Source organism: Candidatus Saccharibacteria bacterium oral taxon 488 (assembly GCA_013100825.1).
Classification (GTDB): Bacteria; Patescibacteriota; Saccharimonadia; order Saccharimonadales; family Saccharimonadaceae; genus Nanosynbacter.
In genome coordinates this window covers 791,339-808,781 of record CP040001.1, presented here as the reverse complement: position 1 = coordinate 808,781, position 17,443 = coordinate 791,339, and the positions used below count along the sequence as shown (strand labels likewise).

At 47.3% G+C, this 17,443-nt stretch carries 18 protein-coding genes; 13 read left to right on the top strand and 5 right to left on the bottom strand.

Translation table 11 applies throughout. The annotated features are described in order from the left end of the window. Positions 1-23: 23 nt before the first annotated feature. The 3 genes from FBF26_04405 to FBF26_04395 are packed head-to-tail and all read left to right on the top strand — an operon-like array spanning position 24 to position 3,390. Positions 24-596, top strand: a complete 573-nt coding sequence (locus tag FBF26_04405; protein QJU10474.1) for a DUF1837 domain-containing protein — start codon at positions 24-26, stop codon at positions 594-596. A gap of 32 nt (positions 597-628) precedes the next feature. Then, the gene (locus FBF26_04400; GenBank protein ID QJU10473.1) at positions 629-844 is read left to right on the top strand and encodes a hypothetical protein; all 216 of its coding nucleotides are present in this window, start codon (positions 629-631) and stop codon (positions 842-844) included. Next, positions 844-3,390: a DEAD/DEAH box helicase gene (locus tag FBF26_04395; protein QJU10472.1), complete on the top strand. Its 2,547-nt coding sequence runs from the start codon at positions 844-846 to the stop codon at positions 3,388-3,390. The genes FBF26_04400 and FBF26_04395 overlap by 1 nt, the downstream gene beginning before the upstream one ends. Positions 3,391-3,469: 79 nt before the next feature. Here FBF26_04395 and FBF26_04390 read toward each other — a convergent pair whose 3' ends face one another. The 3 genes from FBF26_04390 to FBF26_04380 form a co-directional block, all read right to left on the bottom strand. Further along, positions 3,470-3,931 (bottom strand): YbhB/YbcL family Raf kinase inhibitor-like protein, encoded by a 462-nt coding sequence (locus tag FBF26_04390; protein ID QJU10471.1) that lies wholly within the window; start codon positions 3,929-3,931, stop codon positions 3,470-3,472. A gap of 9 nt (positions 3,932-3,940) precedes the next feature. Then, positions 3,941-4,675, bottom strand: a complete 735-nt coding sequence (locus tag FBF26_04385) for a hypothetical protein (GenBank protein ID QJU10470.1) — start codon at positions 4,673-4,675, stop codon at positions 3,941-3,943. A 198-nt stretch (positions 4,676-4,873) separates the two neighbouring features. Beyond that, a complete protein-coding gene (locus FBF26_04380; GenBank protein QJU10469.1) occupies positions 4,874-5,860 on the bottom strand; it encodes a hypothetical protein in 987 nt (328 codons plus the stop codon). A gap of 119 nt (positions 5,861-5,979) precedes the next feature. On the opposite strand from FBF26_04380, the gene FBF26_04375 reads away from it, so the two are divergent. The 8 genes from FBF26_04375 to FBF26_04340 all read left to right on the top strand — a co-directional run bounded on the left by FBF26_04375 (position 5,980) and on the right by FBF26_04340 (position 14,191). Beyond that, on the top strand, positions 5,980-6,597 hold the full coding sequence (locus FBF26_04375; protein ID QJU10468.1) for a hypothetical protein: 618 nt from the start codon (positions 5,980-5,982) through the stop codon (positions 6,595-6,597). 46 nt (positions 6,598-6,643) lie between these two features. Continuing rightward, positions 6,644-7,672: a VanZ family protein gene (locus FBF26_04370; protein ID QJU10467.1), complete on the top strand. Its 1,029-nt coding sequence runs from the start codon at positions 6,644-6,646 to the stop codon at positions 7,670-7,672. 88 nt (positions 7,673-7,760) lie between these two features. Next, entirely contained in the window at positions 7,761-8,996 is a 1,236-nt protein-coding gene (arcA, locus tag FBF26_04365) for an arginine deiminase (protein ID QJU10466.1), read from the top strand. Beyond that, positions 8,997-9,986 carry an ornithine carbamoyltransferase gene (gene argF, locus FBF26_04360; GenBank protein QJU10465.1) on the top strand — a complete coding sequence of 330 codons (990 nt, stop codon included), beginning with the start codon at positions 8,997-8,999 and terminating at the stop codon, positions 9,984-9,986. A 34-nt stretch (positions 9,987-10,020) separates the two neighbouring features. Beyond that, positions 10,021-11,574: a YfcC family protein gene (locus FBF26_04355; GenBank protein ID QJU10464.1), complete on the top strand. Its 1,554-nt coding sequence runs from the start codon at positions 10,021-10,023 to the stop codon at positions 11,572-11,574. After that, positions 11,574-12,527 (top strand): carbamate kinase, encoded by a 954-nt coding sequence (gene arcC / locus FBF26_04350; protein ID QJU10463.1) that lies wholly within the window; start codon positions 11,574-11,576, stop codon positions 12,525-12,527. Before FBF26_04355 ends, arcC begins: the two co-directional genes overlap by 1 nt. Before the next feature lie 54 nt (positions 12,528-12,581). Then, positions 12,582-13,559 (top strand): magnesium transporter CorA family protein, encoded by a 978-nt coding sequence (locus FBF26_04345; GenBank protein QJU10462.1) that lies wholly within the window; start codon positions 12,582-12,584, stop codon positions 13,557-13,559. A 59-nt stretch (positions 13,560-13,618) separates the two neighbouring features. Then, a complete protein-coding gene (locus tag FBF26_04340; protein ID QJU10461.1) occupies positions 13,619-14,191 on the top strand; it encodes a hypothetical protein in 573 nt (190 codons plus the stop codon). A 49-nt stretch (positions 14,192-14,240) separates the two neighbouring features. Here the strand turns inward: FBF26_04340 and FBF26_04335 are convergent, their stop codons facing one another. Further along, complete coding sequence (locus FBF26_04335) at positions 14,241-14,810, bottom strand: CHAP domain-containing protein (protein ID QJU10571.1); 570 nt, start codon at positions 14,808-14,810, stop codon at positions 14,241-14,243. Positions 14,811-15,053: 243 nt separating this feature from the next. Here FBF26_04335 and FBF26_04330 point away from each other — a divergent pair, with 243 nt between their 5' ends. Both FBF26_04330 and FBF26_04325 read left to right on the top strand, forming a co-directional pair. Further along, positions 15,054-15,818 (top strand): ABC transporter ATP-binding protein, encoded by a 765-nt coding sequence (locus FBF26_04330; protein QJU10460.1) that lies wholly within the window; start codon positions 15,054-15,056, stop codon positions 15,816-15,818. 1 nt (position 15,819) lies between these two features. Further along, complete coding sequence (locus tag FBF26_04325; GenBank protein ID QJU10459.1) at positions 15,820-16,938, top strand: ABC transporter permease; 1,119 nt, start codon at positions 15,820-15,822, stop codon at positions 16,936-16,938. 36 nt (positions 16,939-16,974) lie between these two features. Here the strand turns inward: FBF26_04325 and FBF26_04320 are convergent, their stop codons facing one another. Then, a complete protein-coding gene (locus tag FBF26_04320) occupies positions 16,975-17,400 on the bottom strand; it encodes a hypothetical protein (protein QJU10458.1) in 426 nt (141 codons plus the stop codon). Between the last annotated feature and the right edge of the window lie 43 nt (positions 17,401-17,443).

Below are 17,443 nucleotides of genomic sequence, written 5' to 3'. Positions count from 1 at the left end.
ATATATGGAGTATATTCAGTAGAATGTCTTTATCTGACGATATATTGTGTGTGAAAGGTGAATACGGTCATGTGAAGTATAGAATACTAAAGATTGATGACCATCATTTTGAGGACCTCAAAGAAATGATAAAGAATCAATTGGCAGAGGTTTGTTATGGTGTAGAGCCTATTGCTATTGAGCCTGATGAGTATACCTATCATGCCGCTTGTAGACAAATACACAAAAATCTATTGAGATATAAAGACGAGGCTAAATACGGGCTTATTGGTGAATTATTGATGCATATTCTAGCTCCAAACTATCTAGACTTTTCAGCTGAAAGCATAAGTAGAATATTTGCACTTCAAAATCAGAATATAAAGCAGGGTTTTGATTTAAATTTCTATGACAAGGGCTGTAGAAAAATATGGTATGGTGAGGTAAAATCTGGTTTAGTTGAAAAAAGTAATCGTAGAGGGTTAATTAATAAGGCACACAAGGGTCTCAAGAATTATTTTGATAACATTATGTCGAAAAAAGAGATCTCCACGCGGTACAGGTGGGAAGCTGCTAAAGCAGAGGTGGCGGTAATGTTTGCGTCTGAGAAAAAATAGAGCTAACTAAATTGCTGTCTAGTAGTAGAAATATGATCAGCCAACGAAAGGGGTCTAATCGTAACGCAATTCTTATGGCAGTTAATTTTGGGGATTTTGCTTATGATATAACAGATACAAAAGATATTATTAGGAAAATTGATGACATAAAGAAGACAGAGTGTTTTGATAATTTTATAATTATCTGTATTCATCGTAAGATGTTTGATGATATTATCGATTTCTTAGGGGTCGAAGGAGGGGTTTGATGCACAAGATTACTCTTAGTTCTTTAAGATCAGCATTAACAAGGAAAGCTGAGGATCATAATTTCTTATTTGCTAAAGTATACAAAAAAATAATATTGAGACAACGTCTAACTTGGGATGAGATGCAATTTACGTATAGAATCCTAAACTATTTTTCACTTTATGGTGATGAGGATGTGCAAAAAATGGCATATTCAATGGCCCTAAACTACGGGCTTCTTAGCAAGGATTTTTATGTGTTATCTGATTTTGCTAGCTTATTACGATACTATCCTGTTCTTATGCTCATAAAAGCTACGCAGCATAATTACATAACAGAATCGGAGACTATAGATGATATGGATAGCCTATTCAATAAGTCGCTAGCAGAATCGTACAAGGAAGAATATTACAAATCAGAGCAACAATTTAGACTGGGTCGTAGCGTTAGAAACTTCTCTAATCTTGCTGTTGTTGCGCCAACTTCTTATGGCAAATCTCATTTGATGGTGTCTAAATCTGTTGAAAAATTCAATGATGGTTTGTCTGTTTGTATAGTTGTGCCTACTAAATCATTGATAAATCAAACGGTATCGATGGTGTTAAATATAAAAGGAAATCGAACCGATGTTATAACTCATCCTGATATGTATGTTGAAAAATACAAACATAGCCGATTCATTGCTGTGTTAACGCAGGAGCGACTAATGGCATTATTGGCGAAACATGATGAGTTAATAATAGACTATCTATTTATTGATGAATCTCATAATTTATTTAAAGATGATGATAGATTCTTAACTCTCTCAAGGGCGATTATTATTGCTAGTAATAGAAAATCAAGCGTGGATATCGATTACTATTCTCCTTTTATTGTAGATCCAATATCAAGTCTACGCCTTGTAGGCGATGGGCAGAATTCAGAAGAAATACAGTCAAGAAAAATTACTGAGTATATGAAAATACCACGTTATTTTCTTTGGGATAATAATAGTCAACGGTTGGCTCTATTTGATCAGTTTACGGCAAATTTTTACGAAGTAACTGAATCGTCTACAGACTATTACCAAATATTATTTAGTAGAGGTGGGGATAAAAATATTATTTATGTTAATAAGCCAAGTGGAGTTGAAAAACTCGCCGATGCGCTAGCTGCTAGGGCGCCAGAAATTAAATACAGCCCCGAAAGTCAAATTATAATTGATGATGCATGTAATATATTATCAAGTTATGTCCATCCTTCCTATAATCTAATAAAGCTCGTTAAACACGGCATAGTTATCAGTCACGGTAAGATACCGGACACTATTAAGGAATATGTGGAGTTCTTGTATCGTAATATTCCTGAGATTAGATTCATTGTTACTACGAGCACGTTACTCGAAGGTGTGAATATTCCTGCAAGTAAATTATTCTTAATGAACTATTCCAAGGGGGCTAAATGCTTGGATATTCCTGACCTCAGAAATTTAGTAGGCAGAGTGGGTCGTTATAACATAATCTTTGATTTGACAAACCCAAGAATGGAATTATTAACACCAGAAATATATATAATTAAGAATGACGATTATATGGCGAAGAAGGCAAATGCTAGTAAATTCTTATCGGAGCATGCCAAGGAGGGAGTCATGGTTGAGGACAGTATCAATAACCCGCTCCTTGCTTCTTATAAAGGAAGCGATAAGGAATCTAGAATTGTTGATGAAGTTAACATACTTGCAAATATAGACAAAACAAGAGGAGACATGTATTCGCAAATTAACAACTCAAAGCCATTATTGGCGCAGACTGAGCTAGGTGCTAAGTGTTATGCCCATAACGTGAAAATATTTGATATTGTGAAATATGAACAAATCATCTCTAAAAAGATGGAGCATCTCTTGAACACTCAAATAATTGATGATGGTAATAAGTTATTAAATACGATTATTAGTGTTTTTCTTGAGGTGACATATCAGACAGGTCTCAGGATCGATAAGCATAAGTATGGGAATTGGATATATTTACTATACACAAAGCCGTCTATAAGGGATATTTATATAAGAATTATTGACGAAAAAGCTGATAATGAATCCAGCTTTTCTGCACTAATTGCAAGGTACGTTTCTATATGGCGTGGTGAAATCGGAAATCCAGTATATGTTGGCGATATAGGAAGTTGTGGTATTGATGGTAAAACCGGATTGTGGAATAAATATCATATATTTCAGCAGCAGACCCAAAACTTAATGCCAAGCTATGCGGCTGCTTTAGCTAAGGAGAATCTTGATAATGTTGACCATTATATTATTCCATTTCTTGAGATATTAAATGATTTTGGTGTAGTCGATGAATCGTTTTATAAACGTATAAAGTATGGCACTGATAATGACTTTAAAATTGCTCTTATTAGAGCGGGGATTGATTGTAGTTTAGCAAAAATAATTCACGAAAATAGTAATCTGAGAGCGCTTATCTTAATTGATCAAGAAAGTCCTGTGTGCACTGATAAGACTTCTTTCTTAAAAATCATGCACGAAGAAAGTATCTCGTTAATGTATATTAACCTAGTGCTTGAACTGTTATAAATTAAAAAATATAGATGACAGAATAGGATTGGCGGTGTCGTTTAATAGTCTGTAGACTTTCGCCCAGAGAAAGTGGTGCTTAATCCCGCCGCAAAATATCCAACACGCCAAACTTTCCAGTCAATACGGCCTGATCGATGATATGCGGCGTGAGAGCGGCGATGAGCTCTCTGGGCTTGGTGCTGTCTGGTAAATCTAACGTCGTGTCCAGCGCGTACACATAAAATTGGTAGCGGTGCGTGCCAAACGGTGGTTGCGGCCCGCCCCAGCCAGGCCGACCCCAACTGGTCATCCCTTCGACGGCGCCCGCGGGTAGTGATTCGCTGGTGATTTCAGTGGTTTTGGTTGGTAAATTCCAAACCGTCCAATGGTAAAATCCATCGCGCCCAGGCGCATCAGGGTCGTGGCAAATGATCACCAGGCTTTTGGTATTTGCCGGTACGTCGCTGATCTCGAGCGGCGGGCGTTGATTACCGCCGAGCTTGGAATAAATTTTTGGTATTTTAGCGTTTTCAGTGAAGGCTGGGCTGGTTATTTTCATGCTATGATTTTAGCATAGTGATATTTTTGTCGCTTCGGGTACGTGAAGGTCAAAATCAATATCGGTTTTCTGGACAATCTCGTAACAAGACGACACTGCTGAGTTGTCTGGTAATTCAATTATTTTTCCATCATTAAATAGCTGTCCTTGTCGGTAGATGTTGTGAATAAACGGCACATTTGGTTTTGTTTTTCTCAAGCGATATAACGCTGATTCATGCCGTGTTTCGCCATCTGTAACAACTTTGGGCTGCGTATGCCATTGTCCCATAATACATAATGTTGGTAGAGAGCCGTCAATTCCGAGGATATTTTTAGCTAGCTGCTCTTCTCGTTCTTGCGGGCTTGGTGGTATGATGGCATCCTCATCTAAATTGTCAAAAAATGTATCAATAAAAACGAGCTCTTTAAGTTGATTTTGCTGCAGAAGAATTGCTATCGTTTTTATCATCTCAAGAGATAGAACGCTTAAGTCAAAAAGGTCTTCATCAACTAAGGAAAAATCATAAGAATTGATCTTTACTGAATTGATGAAGTCAAACACAGTAGGGCTAGCTTCAATGGCCAATCGTTGTATGCAAGTTTTTTTAACCAAGGTATAGACGATATTGGCATTTTCTTTTATGCCGTGAATTTCACCATAAACAATTAGGTTTGACTTTTGTAAGGCAGGTAGCAGGAGATCGAGGTGTTTTATGTCTAATTGTTTCGGCAAGAATGTTTTGATGATTTTGTGCTTGTTCATAATATACTCTTTGATAGGTTACCCCGTGCCCTTGCAAAAACACAAGGGCACGGGGTGTGACGTGGGACTAGTCGTCCGTCGTCTTGGGCTTGCCGGATCGGGTCAGGAAGGTCGACGAGTCGACCTCCGAATCAACGATCGTGGCAACTTTCGCGGAAAAGATCTCGGCGTTGTTCATGCTTCACCTCCTTTCGATTGTCAGAGTAGACTTTTTTCCACCAGGCAGCACGCCATGTGTGCGGCTGCCGGTAGGCCTATTTCATCGGTGTAACCGAGCCACTGGCCATTTGGGTTTGCTTCAAGGAAATGCAGATCTCCGATTTCGTCTATCGCGAAATCAATTGCAGCAAAACCAAGACCTAGCGAAGTCAGCAGAGAACGAACCTTCCGCTCAATGTCTTCGGGAAGGACGTAGTCGATCACGTATCGACTGCCAGAATCTTGTAGAGATCTCCAGTCTACCGTGCTGGAGGTTTTCTCTTGTGGAATCTGACGGGCAACGAAGATCTGTTTTCCGATACAAGTGACCCGTAACTCACTTGTTTTTCTGATAAACCTTTGCAGAATGATCGGTTGTGATTTGATCAATCCCAAGGAGTCTATCAGCTCATCTGTCATGAGCGTGGTTTCTATCATGTAGCCTGTATCGTCAAGATCTAGGCTAGATACAGATACCGGTTTGAATACGGTTGGCGCTTCTAGACAGAACTGGCGAGCTGCGTCTGGATCTGATGTAATCAGTGTGTCGGGCATTGGCAGCCCAATACGCTTTGCAATCGACAATTGGTATGGCTTAATCCTAGCTGTATGAATGGAGCTAGGGTGATTAATCCAAAACTTGTCGCGTAGCAGAAAACACAGACCATTCAATACATCATGTATCTCTTTGTCTACGATAGACCTTTGAACTGGATCCTGGATACTCTCAAGGAATCCGTAGGTTTGACTGAACCCGAACGGCTTTCTGTACCATACGCTATCAATACTACGAAGATCTGTAATTTCTCCCAGTTGCTTGTATAGTATACTACCATTTGAATAGTCAAAAGAGATACTACATTGCCCTTGGATTAAAAGATCTGTATCAATCCGTATGATCCGATTGCTTTCTGAGTCAATATATTGGCTCACTGCCTCAACATGAGGGTTGTCCAGAGAATTGGTCAGTATGATAATTGTAGTCATGGTCTACTCCTGAACGAATAGATGATGGTAAAGAACGCGTTTAGAAATTCTCGACGCTTGTTTCAGCATATATATATCGATTATTTGTCAATACTCCGGAGGTTATTTATAATGACGTTATGAATAAAGTTGACCAACTCCTCGCCAGACATCCCATCATTTCCGACCAAGTTGATACCAAAGAACTCGGCATCTTGTTGCGAGAATTGGAAAAGGTGCTGCGAAGCAGCGCGACAGGAAACATTGTGGAGCTTGGCTGTTACGTCGGCACGACGAGTTTGTTCATTCGGCGACTGCTGGACGCCTATGATTTTACCGGTGAGTTTCATGTTTACGATTCGTTTATGGGCTTGCCAGAAAAAACTCAAGCAGACAGCAGCACTGCGGGCGAGCAGTTCAAGGCTGGCGAGCTGCTGGCGCCACGTAAAACCTTCGTTCAGAATTTCAAAAAGGCTGGCCTGAAACCGCCAATTGTTCACAAAGGTTGGTTTGCTGATTTCATTCCTGACGATGTACCGGAAAGTATCATCTTTGCATTTTTTGACGGCGATTTTTATGAGTCAATTGCCGATTCATTTCGCGTGTGTGACGGCAAATTTCAGGAAACGGCGACCATCATTGTTGATGATTACACCAATGAAGCTTTGCCAGGTGCCGCACGGGCGGTCGATGCATGGCTGAAGCGCCATCCGGCTCGGCTGATAGTCGAGGCATCCTTGGCGATCATTCGAGAATGAGGCATATTTGACGATAGCTAATTTTTCCTGCATAATAATTAAGGCTATGATGGCATTTTTTACTACATTCTCCTCGTCATTCCAGCTGGCGATATCATTCTGGCCATTTGCCGCACTGCTCTTGACATTTCCGCTGCTCGTTGTACAGTATATGCGATTACGACGGCTAGTAGTCGGCAGGATGGTCATGGTGTATCTGGTTGTATTGTATGCACTGGGACTCGTGGCGTTTACGCTCTATCCGATGCCAGATAATCCAGCATGGTTCTGTGCGCATCATGCAGTCTCACCACAACTACATCCGCTCGCATCAATTATGGACATACAGGCTGAAGGGTTGCGGGCTGTTCTACAGGTAGTGATGAATATAGTCTTTTTTATGCCGTTCGGTATGTTTTTACGAGTGATGTACCCTGTACGCTGGTACATGGTTGTACTATTAGGACTCGTTCTATCACTAACGATTGAAGTGACCCAGCTAACGGGTGCGTTTGGCTTGTATCCATGTAGTTATAGGCTGTTTGATGTTGATGACTTGTTGCTCAATACCGGAGGTGCTTTGGTCGGCTATTGGTGTGGTCGGTTGCTGCCGGATCTGCGCAATGTAAAGCATGGCGAGACCGTGACAACACAGCCGGGCCTAGTGCGGCGATTAGTGGCGTTTATACTTGATGTGGTTGTGGTGCTTGTAGTGAGGACGTGTATCGGTATTATATTGTATATCACGATGCCGGGTTTAGCGGGAAATACTGTTGCGGGACTGTCATATGGTATTCTCGCTGGCGGTGAGTTAGTAGTCCAGCTGATCATGCCGCTCATGATGAGTGGGCAAACAATTGGCGGCTGGATGACGGGAATATCATTGGATGATCGTGAACGTTCTTGGCCTCATCGATTGACAATGTATCTGCTGCGATTGGGGTATATTGGCTTGTTCATGTATGGCATTATACTGGGGCCTAGGGCCGGTATGCCTATTGTCATTGGCTGGCTTGGGGTGACATTAGTTAGCTGGTGGCGATACCGGCGTTTGCCGTATACGATTATTGATGCAGTTTGGCCTCGTAGGCGGTAATTCACACGGCTCGCTAAGCGATACTTGTGTTCTTGGGCGTATATGCTACTATTGTTAGTATAACCATAAACAAAAAGGGGATGGGGGTATGGATCCATTACATATTACATCAGAAATTGGCCGACTCAAGGCGGTGCTGTTGCATCGTCCGGGCGAAGAATTAGAAAACTTAACACCAGACTACTTGACTGATCTGCTGTTTGACGACATTCCGTATTTGCAGGTCGCCCAAAAGGAGCATGATGCGTTTGCTCAGGTGCTGCGTGATCACGGTGTCGAGGTGTTGTATCTTGATCAGCTGGTGACCGAGGCGCTACACACTGATCAATTACGTGAGCAGTTTGTTGATGAAATGTTGGCAAATTCGAAGCAAGGGTCACGCCGTGTTACCAGGGTGCTGCGCCAGTTCCTGCTAGACCTACCAACGAACGCGATGGTGCGTAAAATCATGGCCGGTGTGCGCAAGGACGAGATCACACTGCCGCCAGACCAGCACCAGCAGCTACACAATATGATCGAGAAAAATCACTATCCATTCTACCTCGATCCGATGCCGAACTTGTACTTTACGCGTGACCCGGCTGCAGCCATTGGTCATGGCCTGACAATTAACAAGATGCACTGGCCAGCGCGTCGTCGTGAGTCGCTGTTCATGCGCTATATCATTGATCATCATCCACGGTTTGCTGGTAAGAATGTGCCGGTGTGGTATGATCGCCATGAAAAATTCTCGATCGAAGGTGGCGATGAGCTAGTGTTGAGCAGTGAAGTGATGGCCATCGGCGTATCGGAGCGCACCACGGCTGAGGCGATTGAAAAGATGGCGACGAAACTGTTTGCTGGTTCTGGCTTTAAGAAGGTCGTTGCCATGGAAATTCCAAAGTCGCACGCCTTTATGCACCTGGACACGGTGTTTACTATGATTGATCGGGACAAGTTTACTATTCATCCGGAAATCCGCGATCGCGGCGGCAAGATGAATTGTTTCGTATTGGAAAAGGTCGAGGGACAGCCGTTCCCACGCATTACGCACGAGACGGATCTCGAGCATGTCTTGCGGGTGGCCTTGGGGCTGCCGAGTGTTACCCTGATCGAATGTGGCGGCGGTGATCCAATTGCGGCGGCTCGTGAGCAGTGGAATGACGGCTCGAATACCTTGGCGATTGCGCCGGGCGTGGTGGTAACCTATGACCGCAACTATGTGACCAACCAAAAATTGCGCGAACATGGCGTTGAAGTTATAGAAGTCAGTGGTGCTGAGCTTGGCCGCGGCCGCGGCGGTCCGCGCTGTATGAGTATGCCGCTGGTACGGGAGGATGTATAAATGGCACAAAGTTTGAAGGGGCGATCATTCCTAACACTGGGTGATTTTACCGCGGGTGACATTCGGTTGCTACTAACGACGGCGAATGAATATAAGCGGATGAAGTACGCTGGTACGCCGCATCGGATTCACGAGGGCAAGAACATTGCGCTACTATTTGAGAAAACCTCGACGCGGACGCGCTGTGCCTTTACGGTGGCAGCCAATGACCTCGGTATTGCGCCGGAATATCTCGGTAAAGACGATATTCAGCTTGGCAAGAAAGAGACGGTCGAAGACACCGCCAAGGTGCTGGGCCGGATGTTTGATGGCATTGAGTTTCGCGGTTTTGCGCACAAAACGGTAGAAGATTTGGCGAAGCACGCCGGCGTGCCAGTGTGGAACGGATTAACTGATAAGTTCCACCCGACGCAGATTCTAGCCGACTTTATGACTATCGAGGAGCACCTCGGTCGGCTGCACGGCGTCAAGCTGGTGTTTGTCGGCGACGGCCGCAATAACATGGCCAATAGTTTGCTGCTCGGCTCGGCCATCATGGGGCTGGATTTCCGGATTTTGGCGCCGCGTGAATTGTTCCCTGAAGAGGGCCTTGTCCATCGTGCGCACGAATTAGCGCATCAGAGTCATGGGCGGATTACTATCACTGATAATTTTGAGGAAGCCCTGCGCGGTGCCGATGCCATCTATACCGATGTTTGGGTATCGATGGGTGAAGAAGATAAGTTCGCTGAGCGCATCAATCAGCTGCGTCACTTCCAGGTTAATCGTGACATGCTGAACCTCACCGGTAATCCTGAGGTCAAGTTCATGCACTGCCTGCCGGCCTTTCATGATGCATTGACCACGACCGGTCAGCACATCAGGGACGACTTCGGACTGGAGTCAATGGAGGTGACGGATGATGTCTTCCGCTCGCCAAATTCGATTGTCTTTGACCAGGCGGAAAATCGTATGCATACCATCAAGGCGGTTATCGCTTTGACGCTGTAGATGTCGTAATACAGGAGTAAAGGAGGCTCCGGACATGGTAGAAAAAATGAAAAAAATTAAGAAAAAGCTGCGCTCGCCCTCAGCCTTTACCGTGCTGTTTGTGGTGATTGCCTTGATGGCAGTCCTGACGTGGATTATCCCGTCTGGTGTGTACAACACAAAACCAGATCCAAATGATGCGGAAAAGACAGTGCGCATCGCTGGTACGTATAAACAGACCGATAAAGTCACTACTAAAAAAGCCGATGACGGCACCGAGACAACCACCGACTCCCGCCAGGGTTTGTGGGATGCAGCACTTGCGCCGATCAAGGGCATGAGTGAGAAGCTCGACGTCATCGTCTTTGTGTTGATCCTCGGCGGCTTCCTCGGGGTGACGATGAAAACTGGTGCGCTGGATGCGACGCTCGGTGCCATGCTGCGCAAGATGAAGGGCAAGGAGAAATGGCTTATCCCAATTCTCATGACGTTCTTCGCTATCGGTGGTACCACCTACGGCATGCAAGAAGAGGCGGTGGCCTTTTATGCGCTGGTGGTGCCGATCATGATGGCGGCTGGCTACAACGCTATGACCGCGGTGATGGTGATCGTGCTCGGTGGTGGTGTTGGTGTGCTTGGCTCGACCTTGAATCCATTTTCGACTGGTATTGCTGCCAAGTCGGCTGACGTGCCGCTCGGTAATGTGTTGGGTCTTCAATCAATAATTTTGCTGCTCTGTTTGGTCGCAGCTATCGTGTTCACCATGCGATACGCGTCAAAGGTAAAGGCCGGTAAGTATAAAGATGATGTTCGGTATAAGCCAGCCACCACCGCACTTGATATGAGCAACGTGCCAGAGTTTACCGGTCCGCGTAAAGCAGTGATGGCGGTCTTTGGCGTCACCTTCCTATTGATGATCATCTCGCTGATCCCGTGGGGCAACTGGGGGATCACGCTGTTCGCTGATATCCATAAGTGGTTTGCGGGGCTACCGGTCGTTGGTGCTATCTTGGGTCTTGATCATGTCTTACCATTTGGTGAGTGGTACTTCAACGAGATCTCGACCCTGTTCCTGTTATCAACCTTAGTCATCGCAGCGATTTATTATCGCCAATTCAAAAAAGAGGAAGTCTTCGTTGTTGACACCTTCCTGAAAGGTACAGCCGATCTACTGAGTGTGGCACTGATCATCGCAGTAGCAGCTGGTGTTGGCGTGGTGATGCAGAATGGTGCCATCCAAGACACGATCATTAGCTGGGGTGAATCTGCACTGAAGGGCGCGGGTAGTTTCGTCGGTGTTCTCGCCTACATCTTCTACTTGCCGATGAGCTTTATCATTCCGTCGTCATCAGGTCTAGCGGCAGCGACTATGCCAGTTATCGCGCCGGTGGCTGACCTAGTCGGCTCCAGCAAGGAGATCATCGTTGTCGCATTTGCAACAGCATCGGGTCTGTTGAATATGATGGCGCCAACCATTGCTTCGTTGATGGGCGGTCTGGCCCTAGCCGGCGTGTCGTACCGTGCATGGTTGAAGCGCTCAATGCCAATCATGGTGGTCTTTGCGATCATTAGCCTCGTAGCTATCATGGTATACGGAGCCATCGCCTAATGAATCAGCAGCGAACCATTGTCGTCGCACTGGGAGGTAACGCCCTGCAACGTCAGGGCGAGGCCTCGTCCCAAGCGCAGCAGCGAGTGGCCGACGAAACAATCGCTCAGCTCCTGCCGCTGATTCAAGCTGGCCACCGCGTAGCCATTGTCCACGGCAATGGCCCGCAGGTCGGCAACATCGTCCTACACGAGGAAGCGATTAACACTGAGGCGGTGCCGAGCTTACCGCTGGAGGATTCTGGTGCGATGAGCCAGGGCCTCATTGGTTTTTGGCTGCAGCAAGCGATCCACGATGCGCTGGCGACTCGTGGTGTGCATGATAAGTATGCAGTGAGTATCGTTACCCAGACGGTGGTTGATCAAGCTGATCCGGCATTTCAAAATCCGACCAAGCCAATCGGGCCATTCTATTCAGAAGAAGAGGCCAAGAAGGTACAGGCCGAGCGCGGTTATACGGTGCGCGAGGACTCGGGTCGTGGCTGGCGGCGCGTTGTGCCATCACCAAAGCCTCAGGAGATTGTCGAGGCTCCCGTCATCAAGGCGCTGGTTGATGCCGGCGTGTTGGTGGTCTCGACTGGTGGTGGCGGCATTCCGGTGCTGCGTGACGCATCGGGCCAGTTAAGCGGCGTGGCGGCGGTGATCGACAAGGATTTTGGAGCTGCCAAGCTGGCGGACACACTCAGAGCGGATACACTATTGATCCTAACTTCGGTTGATGCAGCCAAGATCAACTTTGGTCAGCCAACAGAGCAGTCGCTCGGCGAGGTATCGGTCGAGGAGCTGCAGCAGCACATTGATGCTGGGCAATTTGCGGCCGGCTCAATGCTACCGAAAACCCAAGCGGCACTGAGTTTTGTGGCTGGTGCTTCGGGGCGCACGGCGATCATTACCTCGCTCGAAAAAACTGCTGATGCCATTAACGGTGCCGCCGGTACGCGCATCAAGAGTTAGCTCTCATATGAACACTCAAAACCACCAGTCGGATAGCTCGGCTGGTGGTTTTTGATGATGGCCTCCGAAGCTTATTGTCATCTAACCGGTACCAAAATATCTCAAATGAGCTATACTAAGAACATGATAGAATACCTGCATTCAACAGGCGAGGTGATCGCACCGATTCAGACATTGCGTAGCGGCAGTTGGCTGCGCTGCGAACGGCCAACCGAAGAGGAAGTGTCCGAGCTGCTGACGCTGGGGATGGATGAGGACATGATTAGCGACGCGCTTGACCCGCATGAGGTACCGCGTATTGAGTTTGATGATGAGTGGACGTACTTGATCGCCCGGCTGCCGGATACCGACGATGATTTTAATGATTTTACTACGCCAATTTTGTTCGGCATTCACAAAGAGTATGTGGTGACATTGTCGCGCGATAGTCTGGGTCGGCTGTGGCAGCCGTTTATTGATAAGACACGGGTACGGACGTCGCGGCGGATTGAACTGGTGGTGGCGATGATCGAGGCGGTGTCGGGTCAGTACCAGCGGCGGGTGGCGACCATCAATCGCCAGATGAGAGCGGCGACTGACGATATTCACACCTTGCGGGCGCGTGATATCGTCACCCTGACCGAGTATGAGCGCAAGTTAAATGACTACCTGGATGCCTTGCTGCCGATGAACTGGGCAATTGAGCGGTTGATCGCCAATCGCAGCTTGCGACTCAAGGACGACGACAAGGATGACGTCGAAGATATTTCCATCGACCTCGAGCAGGTGATTAGCCGGTGTAAATCGCTGCTGCGAACCATCACCAATGTGCGTGATAGCTACCGGGCGGTGATGGATACCCGACTGAATGAGACGATTCGGTTGCTGACGGTGATCACGGTGGCGCTGACTATCCCGACGATGGTGGCCGGGCTGTATGGCATGAATGTGCCCTTGCCGGCCGCGGAGAGCCCGGTGACCTTTTGGGTGGTTATTGGCGGTAGCGCGCTAGCGGCGCTGGCGATTGGCTATTATTTTTTGAAGCGGCGCTGAGATCCCTCGGGCGGGATGGCGCTTGTGCTTACCATTGTTTTTGGGTATAATAAAGCAACATGGACATCAAGAAACTAATTCACTTTTTTAAGGATAAATTAGCGCAGCTACCGGCTATGCGCGAGCTGCATGATCCTGAAAATTCGCGGTTCGTTGCCTGGTGGAGTGAGGTGATGGCGACCGGCGAGGAAATGGGCGACGCGTATATGCACCGAGTGATGCGGATCGAGTTTTTGCCGGCGATCGTTTCCGAAGGTGGGGATAATTCCGAGGAATTTGCTCAGGCCTATCAGCGTGGTATGGATGAGGCGGAAACGTTGATGCGGGCGACGATTGAAGGCCTGGAAAACCTCCAACGCAAGGCTGAAGCCGCCAAGCGCAGCCCCAAGCATGCGCACGAAGTGGTCTCGCCTTACGTTGCTCTTAGCGACGAGCAGGTCAAGCAAGTCACTCAGGCGATGCGCCTCGATCGGTATGATGGCCAGACGCAGCGGACGGTCAAGCGCCTCCTCGAGGAGCTCAAAAATGGTGGCACAAACAAGGATGCTATCGTTGACGCCGTAACGTGGCTGGCTGAGCAGCAGCCCGATGCATTGGTGGCGTTTCTGCTAGCGGCAAGTCACGCGGCGTAATGCGGCCACTCGGTTAGGCGTGGGCGATCCCGCATCAGACGGGCTAGGCTTATTCTGCTAGCACGCCATATCCCAGTAGTCCATCGTAGCGCTTATCGTGGTTGATGAATACGCGAATGCGGTTCATCTCATTACCGCCAACCGTCGTGAGAACGCCACTGTCATTTTTCAGTACAATATTAGTATGGTCACCAAACACCGGCGAATTGCGGTAAATTGCCACGTCACCGGGACGCGGTTGATAGCCAGAGCCAGCAGGTTTGAATCGACTGTCCGCTTCGTAATATTCACGCAGGGTAAATGTTCCCGGAATGCGCCAGCCGCCAGTGTGCGGATTCTTTAATGGCGCGCCCGCCTGCTGCATGATCCAGCTCACAAAATCGGCGCACCAGGCTTCACTGACGCCTTGGCTGAACTTGGTGCCGGCGGATTGTGCTTCGAACTCGGTTTTGGCGAGGCTGATAATTTTTTGCCGGGTCGGATGTAAATTTGTGGTATCAAGCTGCGGGAACGTCGCCTCGCCGCGTGATGAATCAATGCTGCCAGCGGCTGCTAGCGAATGAAGTTTATGAGTAATTTTTGGCCAATACAGCGCACCGAGACTGATACAAACAGCCATTAGCGGTACTAGTACCAACGCGAACACGTACCGTTTCTTGAGGCGACTGTGCGGCCGCGTGATAGAGAGGTGGGGCTTCTTTGGCATGTGGTTAGTATAACGGCATCGTGTCGGTTTGGCTAGCCCTCTCGGGTTGCATACCCCACGCAGAGTGCTATAATAACTAACTAAAGATAGGCTGGCAGGGAGTCGTTCTATCACTAAGGTATGCAGTGCTGAAACAGAGCGCGGAAAGGAGTTTGTATGGCTCAACCCGAACCAATCATAACAGTTGACCAACTCGTCAAGACGTACGATGGCAAGAATGTCGTCGACAGCGTGTCGTTTGAGGTCAAGAAAGGCGAGATCTTCGGCATCCTCGGCCCGAATGGCGCTGGTAAGACGACGACGCTAGAAATGCTCGAGGCACTGAGGACAATTGATGGCGGCACGGCGACCATCGACGGGATTAACGTTGCCAAGCAGCCGAAGCATATTAAAAACATCATCGGTATCCAGCTGCAATCGACGACGTTTTACGACAAGCTAACCTTGCGCGAACAACTGAAAATGTTTGCCAGCTTGTACGGACAAATGGTCGACGCCGATGCGCTGCTGGCCAAGGTGCAATTGACCGACAAAGCCAAAAGCTATGTCGAGCAGCTCTCAGGCGGGCAAAAGCAACGCTTCGCTATCGCTTCGACGCTGGTTAACAATCCGACGGTGCTGTTCCTCGACGAGCCGACCACTGGGCTGGATCCGCAGGCTCGCCGCAATCTCTGGGATTTAATCAAAGAGATTCGCGATGAAGGCATCACTATCGTGCTGACCACGCATTATATGGACGAGGCTGAGCTGCTGTGCGACCGCTTGGCGATTATGGATAATGGTAAAATCATCACCATTGACACGCCGCACAATCTGATCCAGCAGCTATTGGCGCGCGGTTTCAAGAAAAAGCAAGTTGTCGAGCAGGCCAATTTGGAAGACGTATTTATTGACTTAACAGGAAAGGCGATTCGGGATTAGTATGAAAAAATATTGGACTGGTGTATTCGGGCAAGTACGCGCCCAGCAAAAACGCTTTATCCGCGATAAAATGTCGCTGTTCTTTACCTTCCTGTTTCCGTTGCTATTCTTGTTTATATTTGGCTCAATCTTTAAGGATCAATCAACCAGCTTTAATGTGGCGATTATCAATAATTCACAAACAGAATTTGCGAAAAATTTTGTCGATAGCGCCAAGGGAAACGCTAAAGATTCGGTTCTCAAGATCAAAGATGTCAAGGATATGGACGATGCCCGTGAGAAGCTCAAGCGCTCGGAGCTGAACGGCATCATTGAACTACCGAGTAGTTTTGGCGAAGTAAAGGGAGAGGGCAATAATGCCAAGCCAGCCGGTACGATCAATGTGCTGTACGGCAAGGGATCGGAGCAGACTGGTAGTGCGCTGACGGCAGTGATGGGTCAGGTTGCTGATGAGATCAATAAGCACCTGGGCCAGCCGGAAGCACCAATTAAAGCCGCCGGTAAAGCAGTTGGCGATGAGCAGCTAAAATCGTTTGACTATACCTTTACGGGACTGCTCGCCTTTAGCTTGATGAGCATGGGTATCTTTGGCCTGGCTAATCAAATGCCGGCTGAAAAGCAGCGCGGCTCTTACCGTCGGCTACGGGCGGCACCATTTACCTCGGGTCAGCTGATTATCTCGATGGCGATTCATTATGTCATCATCTCGCTGTTGAGCCTCGTCATGATGGTGATTGTCGGTACATTCGTATTCCAATTTAATATGCGTGGCGATTGGGGGCTCTTCGTCCTTATGGCGGTGCTGGCGGCCTTTATGATGGTGGGCCTAGGTCTATTAATTGGTGGCTGGGCAAAGAATGAAAACCAGTCGGCACCGTTAACCAACCTCGTGTCCTTCCCGATGATGTTCTTGTCTGGTGCATTTTTCCCGCTCTACATGTTCCCAGAATGGTTACGCGGTGCTTCTCAGTTCATCCCGATGACCCCGATTACAGAAGGATTTCGCTTGATCATGACTGAGCACGCCAGTTTGATCGAGGTCCTACCGCAACTTGGTGCTGTGACTGCGTGGATTCTCGTTGTTTACATTGCGGCGATCAAGCTATTTCGGTGGGAATAATCGAGTTAGGTAGTTTGAGGGTGGATGGTAGGATAGCTACCGCTCCTGCTCTTGTCCTGTTAATCCAGACTTAATTCTATGTGCTGCTAGCCACGCATCGAGTTCGGTGTAAAACTTCTCAGGATTACAACCAAAGAATTGATGTCGCAATCGCGACGAAATACGCTCATGTAGGGAATGCGGTTGGTAGATTCGCAGACGCTTGAGCGGTGCCATAGCTATCGTACTCGAAATTCCATCCCATTGAGCTATTGGTAAAATTGATACGAGTTTGTTATCAATTGATGGATCAATATTACAGACTGATCCATCAATAAATACACGAAGCATAATGTGTCGCTCGTTTCGACATTGACGTAGTTTAAGAATACGATCAGGTATTGGTAAATCCTGCCAATTAAATACGCCAATCAACAACTGGCTTGCTATGTCAACTTTTTGTAATTCTCGCTGTAAATACACGCATTTTTGGTAGCAGGACCACATCCCACTATTACCACTTGTT

Coding starts and splice junctions, on each gene's coding strand:
- FBF26_04405 (QJU10474.1), top strand. CDS start 24: ATGTCTTTATCTGACGATATATTGTGTGTGAAAGGTGAATACGGTCAT.
- FBF26_04400 (QJU10473.1), top strand. CDS start 629: ATGATCAGCCAACGAAAGGGGTCTAATCGTAACGCAATTCTTATGGCA.
- FBF26_04395 (QJU10472.1), top strand. CDS start 844: ATGCACAAGATTACTCTTAGTTCTTTAAGATCAGCATTAACAAGGAAA.
- FBF26_04390 (QJU10471.1), bottom strand. CDS start 3,931: ATGAAAATAACCAGCCCAGCCTTCACTGAAAACGCTAAAATACCAAAA.
- FBF26_04385 (QJU10470.1), bottom strand. CDS start 4,675: ATGAACAAGCACAAAATCATCAAAACATTCTTGCCGAAACAATTAGAC.
- FBF26_04380 (QJU10469.1), bottom strand. CDS start 5,860: ATGACTACAATTATCATACTGACCAATTCTCTGGACAACCCTCATGTT.
- FBF26_04375 (QJU10468.1), top strand. CDS start 5,980: ATGAATAAAGTTGACCAACTCCTCGCCAGACATCCCATCATTTCCGAC.
- FBF26_04370 (QJU10467.1), top strand. CDS start 6,644: ATGATGGCATTTTTTACTACATTCTCCTCGTCATTCCAGCTGGCGATA.
- arcA (QJU10466.1), top strand. CDS start 7,761: ATGGATCCATTACATATTACATCAGAAATTGGCCGACTCAAGGCGGTG.
- argF (QJU10465.1), top strand. CDS start 8,997: ATGGCACAAAGTTTGAAGGGGCGATCATTCCTAACACTGGGTGATTTT.
- FBF26_04355 (QJU10464.1), top strand. CDS start 10,021: ATGGTAGAAAAAATGAAAAAAATTAAGAAAAAGCTGCGCTCGCCCTCA.
- arcC (QJU10463.1), top strand. CDS start 11,574: ATGAATCAGCAGCGAACCATTGTCGTCGCACTGGGAGGTAACGCCCTG.
- FBF26_04345 (QJU10462.1), top strand. CDS start 12,582: ATGATGGCCTCCGAAGCTTATTGTCATCTAACCGGTACCAAAATATCT.
- FBF26_04340 (QJU10461.1), top strand. CDS start 13,619: ATGGACATCAAGAAACTAATTCACTTTTTTAAGGATAAATTAGCGCAG.
- FBF26_04335 (QJU10571.1), bottom strand. CDS start 14,810: ATGGCTGTTTGTATCAGTCTCGGTGCGCTGTATTGGCCAAAAATTACT.
- FBF26_04330 (QJU10460.1), top strand. CDS start 15,054: ATGGCTCAACCCGAACCAATCATAACAGTTGACCAACTCGTCAAGACG.
- FBF26_04325 (QJU10459.1), top strand. CDS start 15,820: ATGAAAAAATATTGGACTGGTGTATTCGGGCAAGTACGCGCCCAGCAA.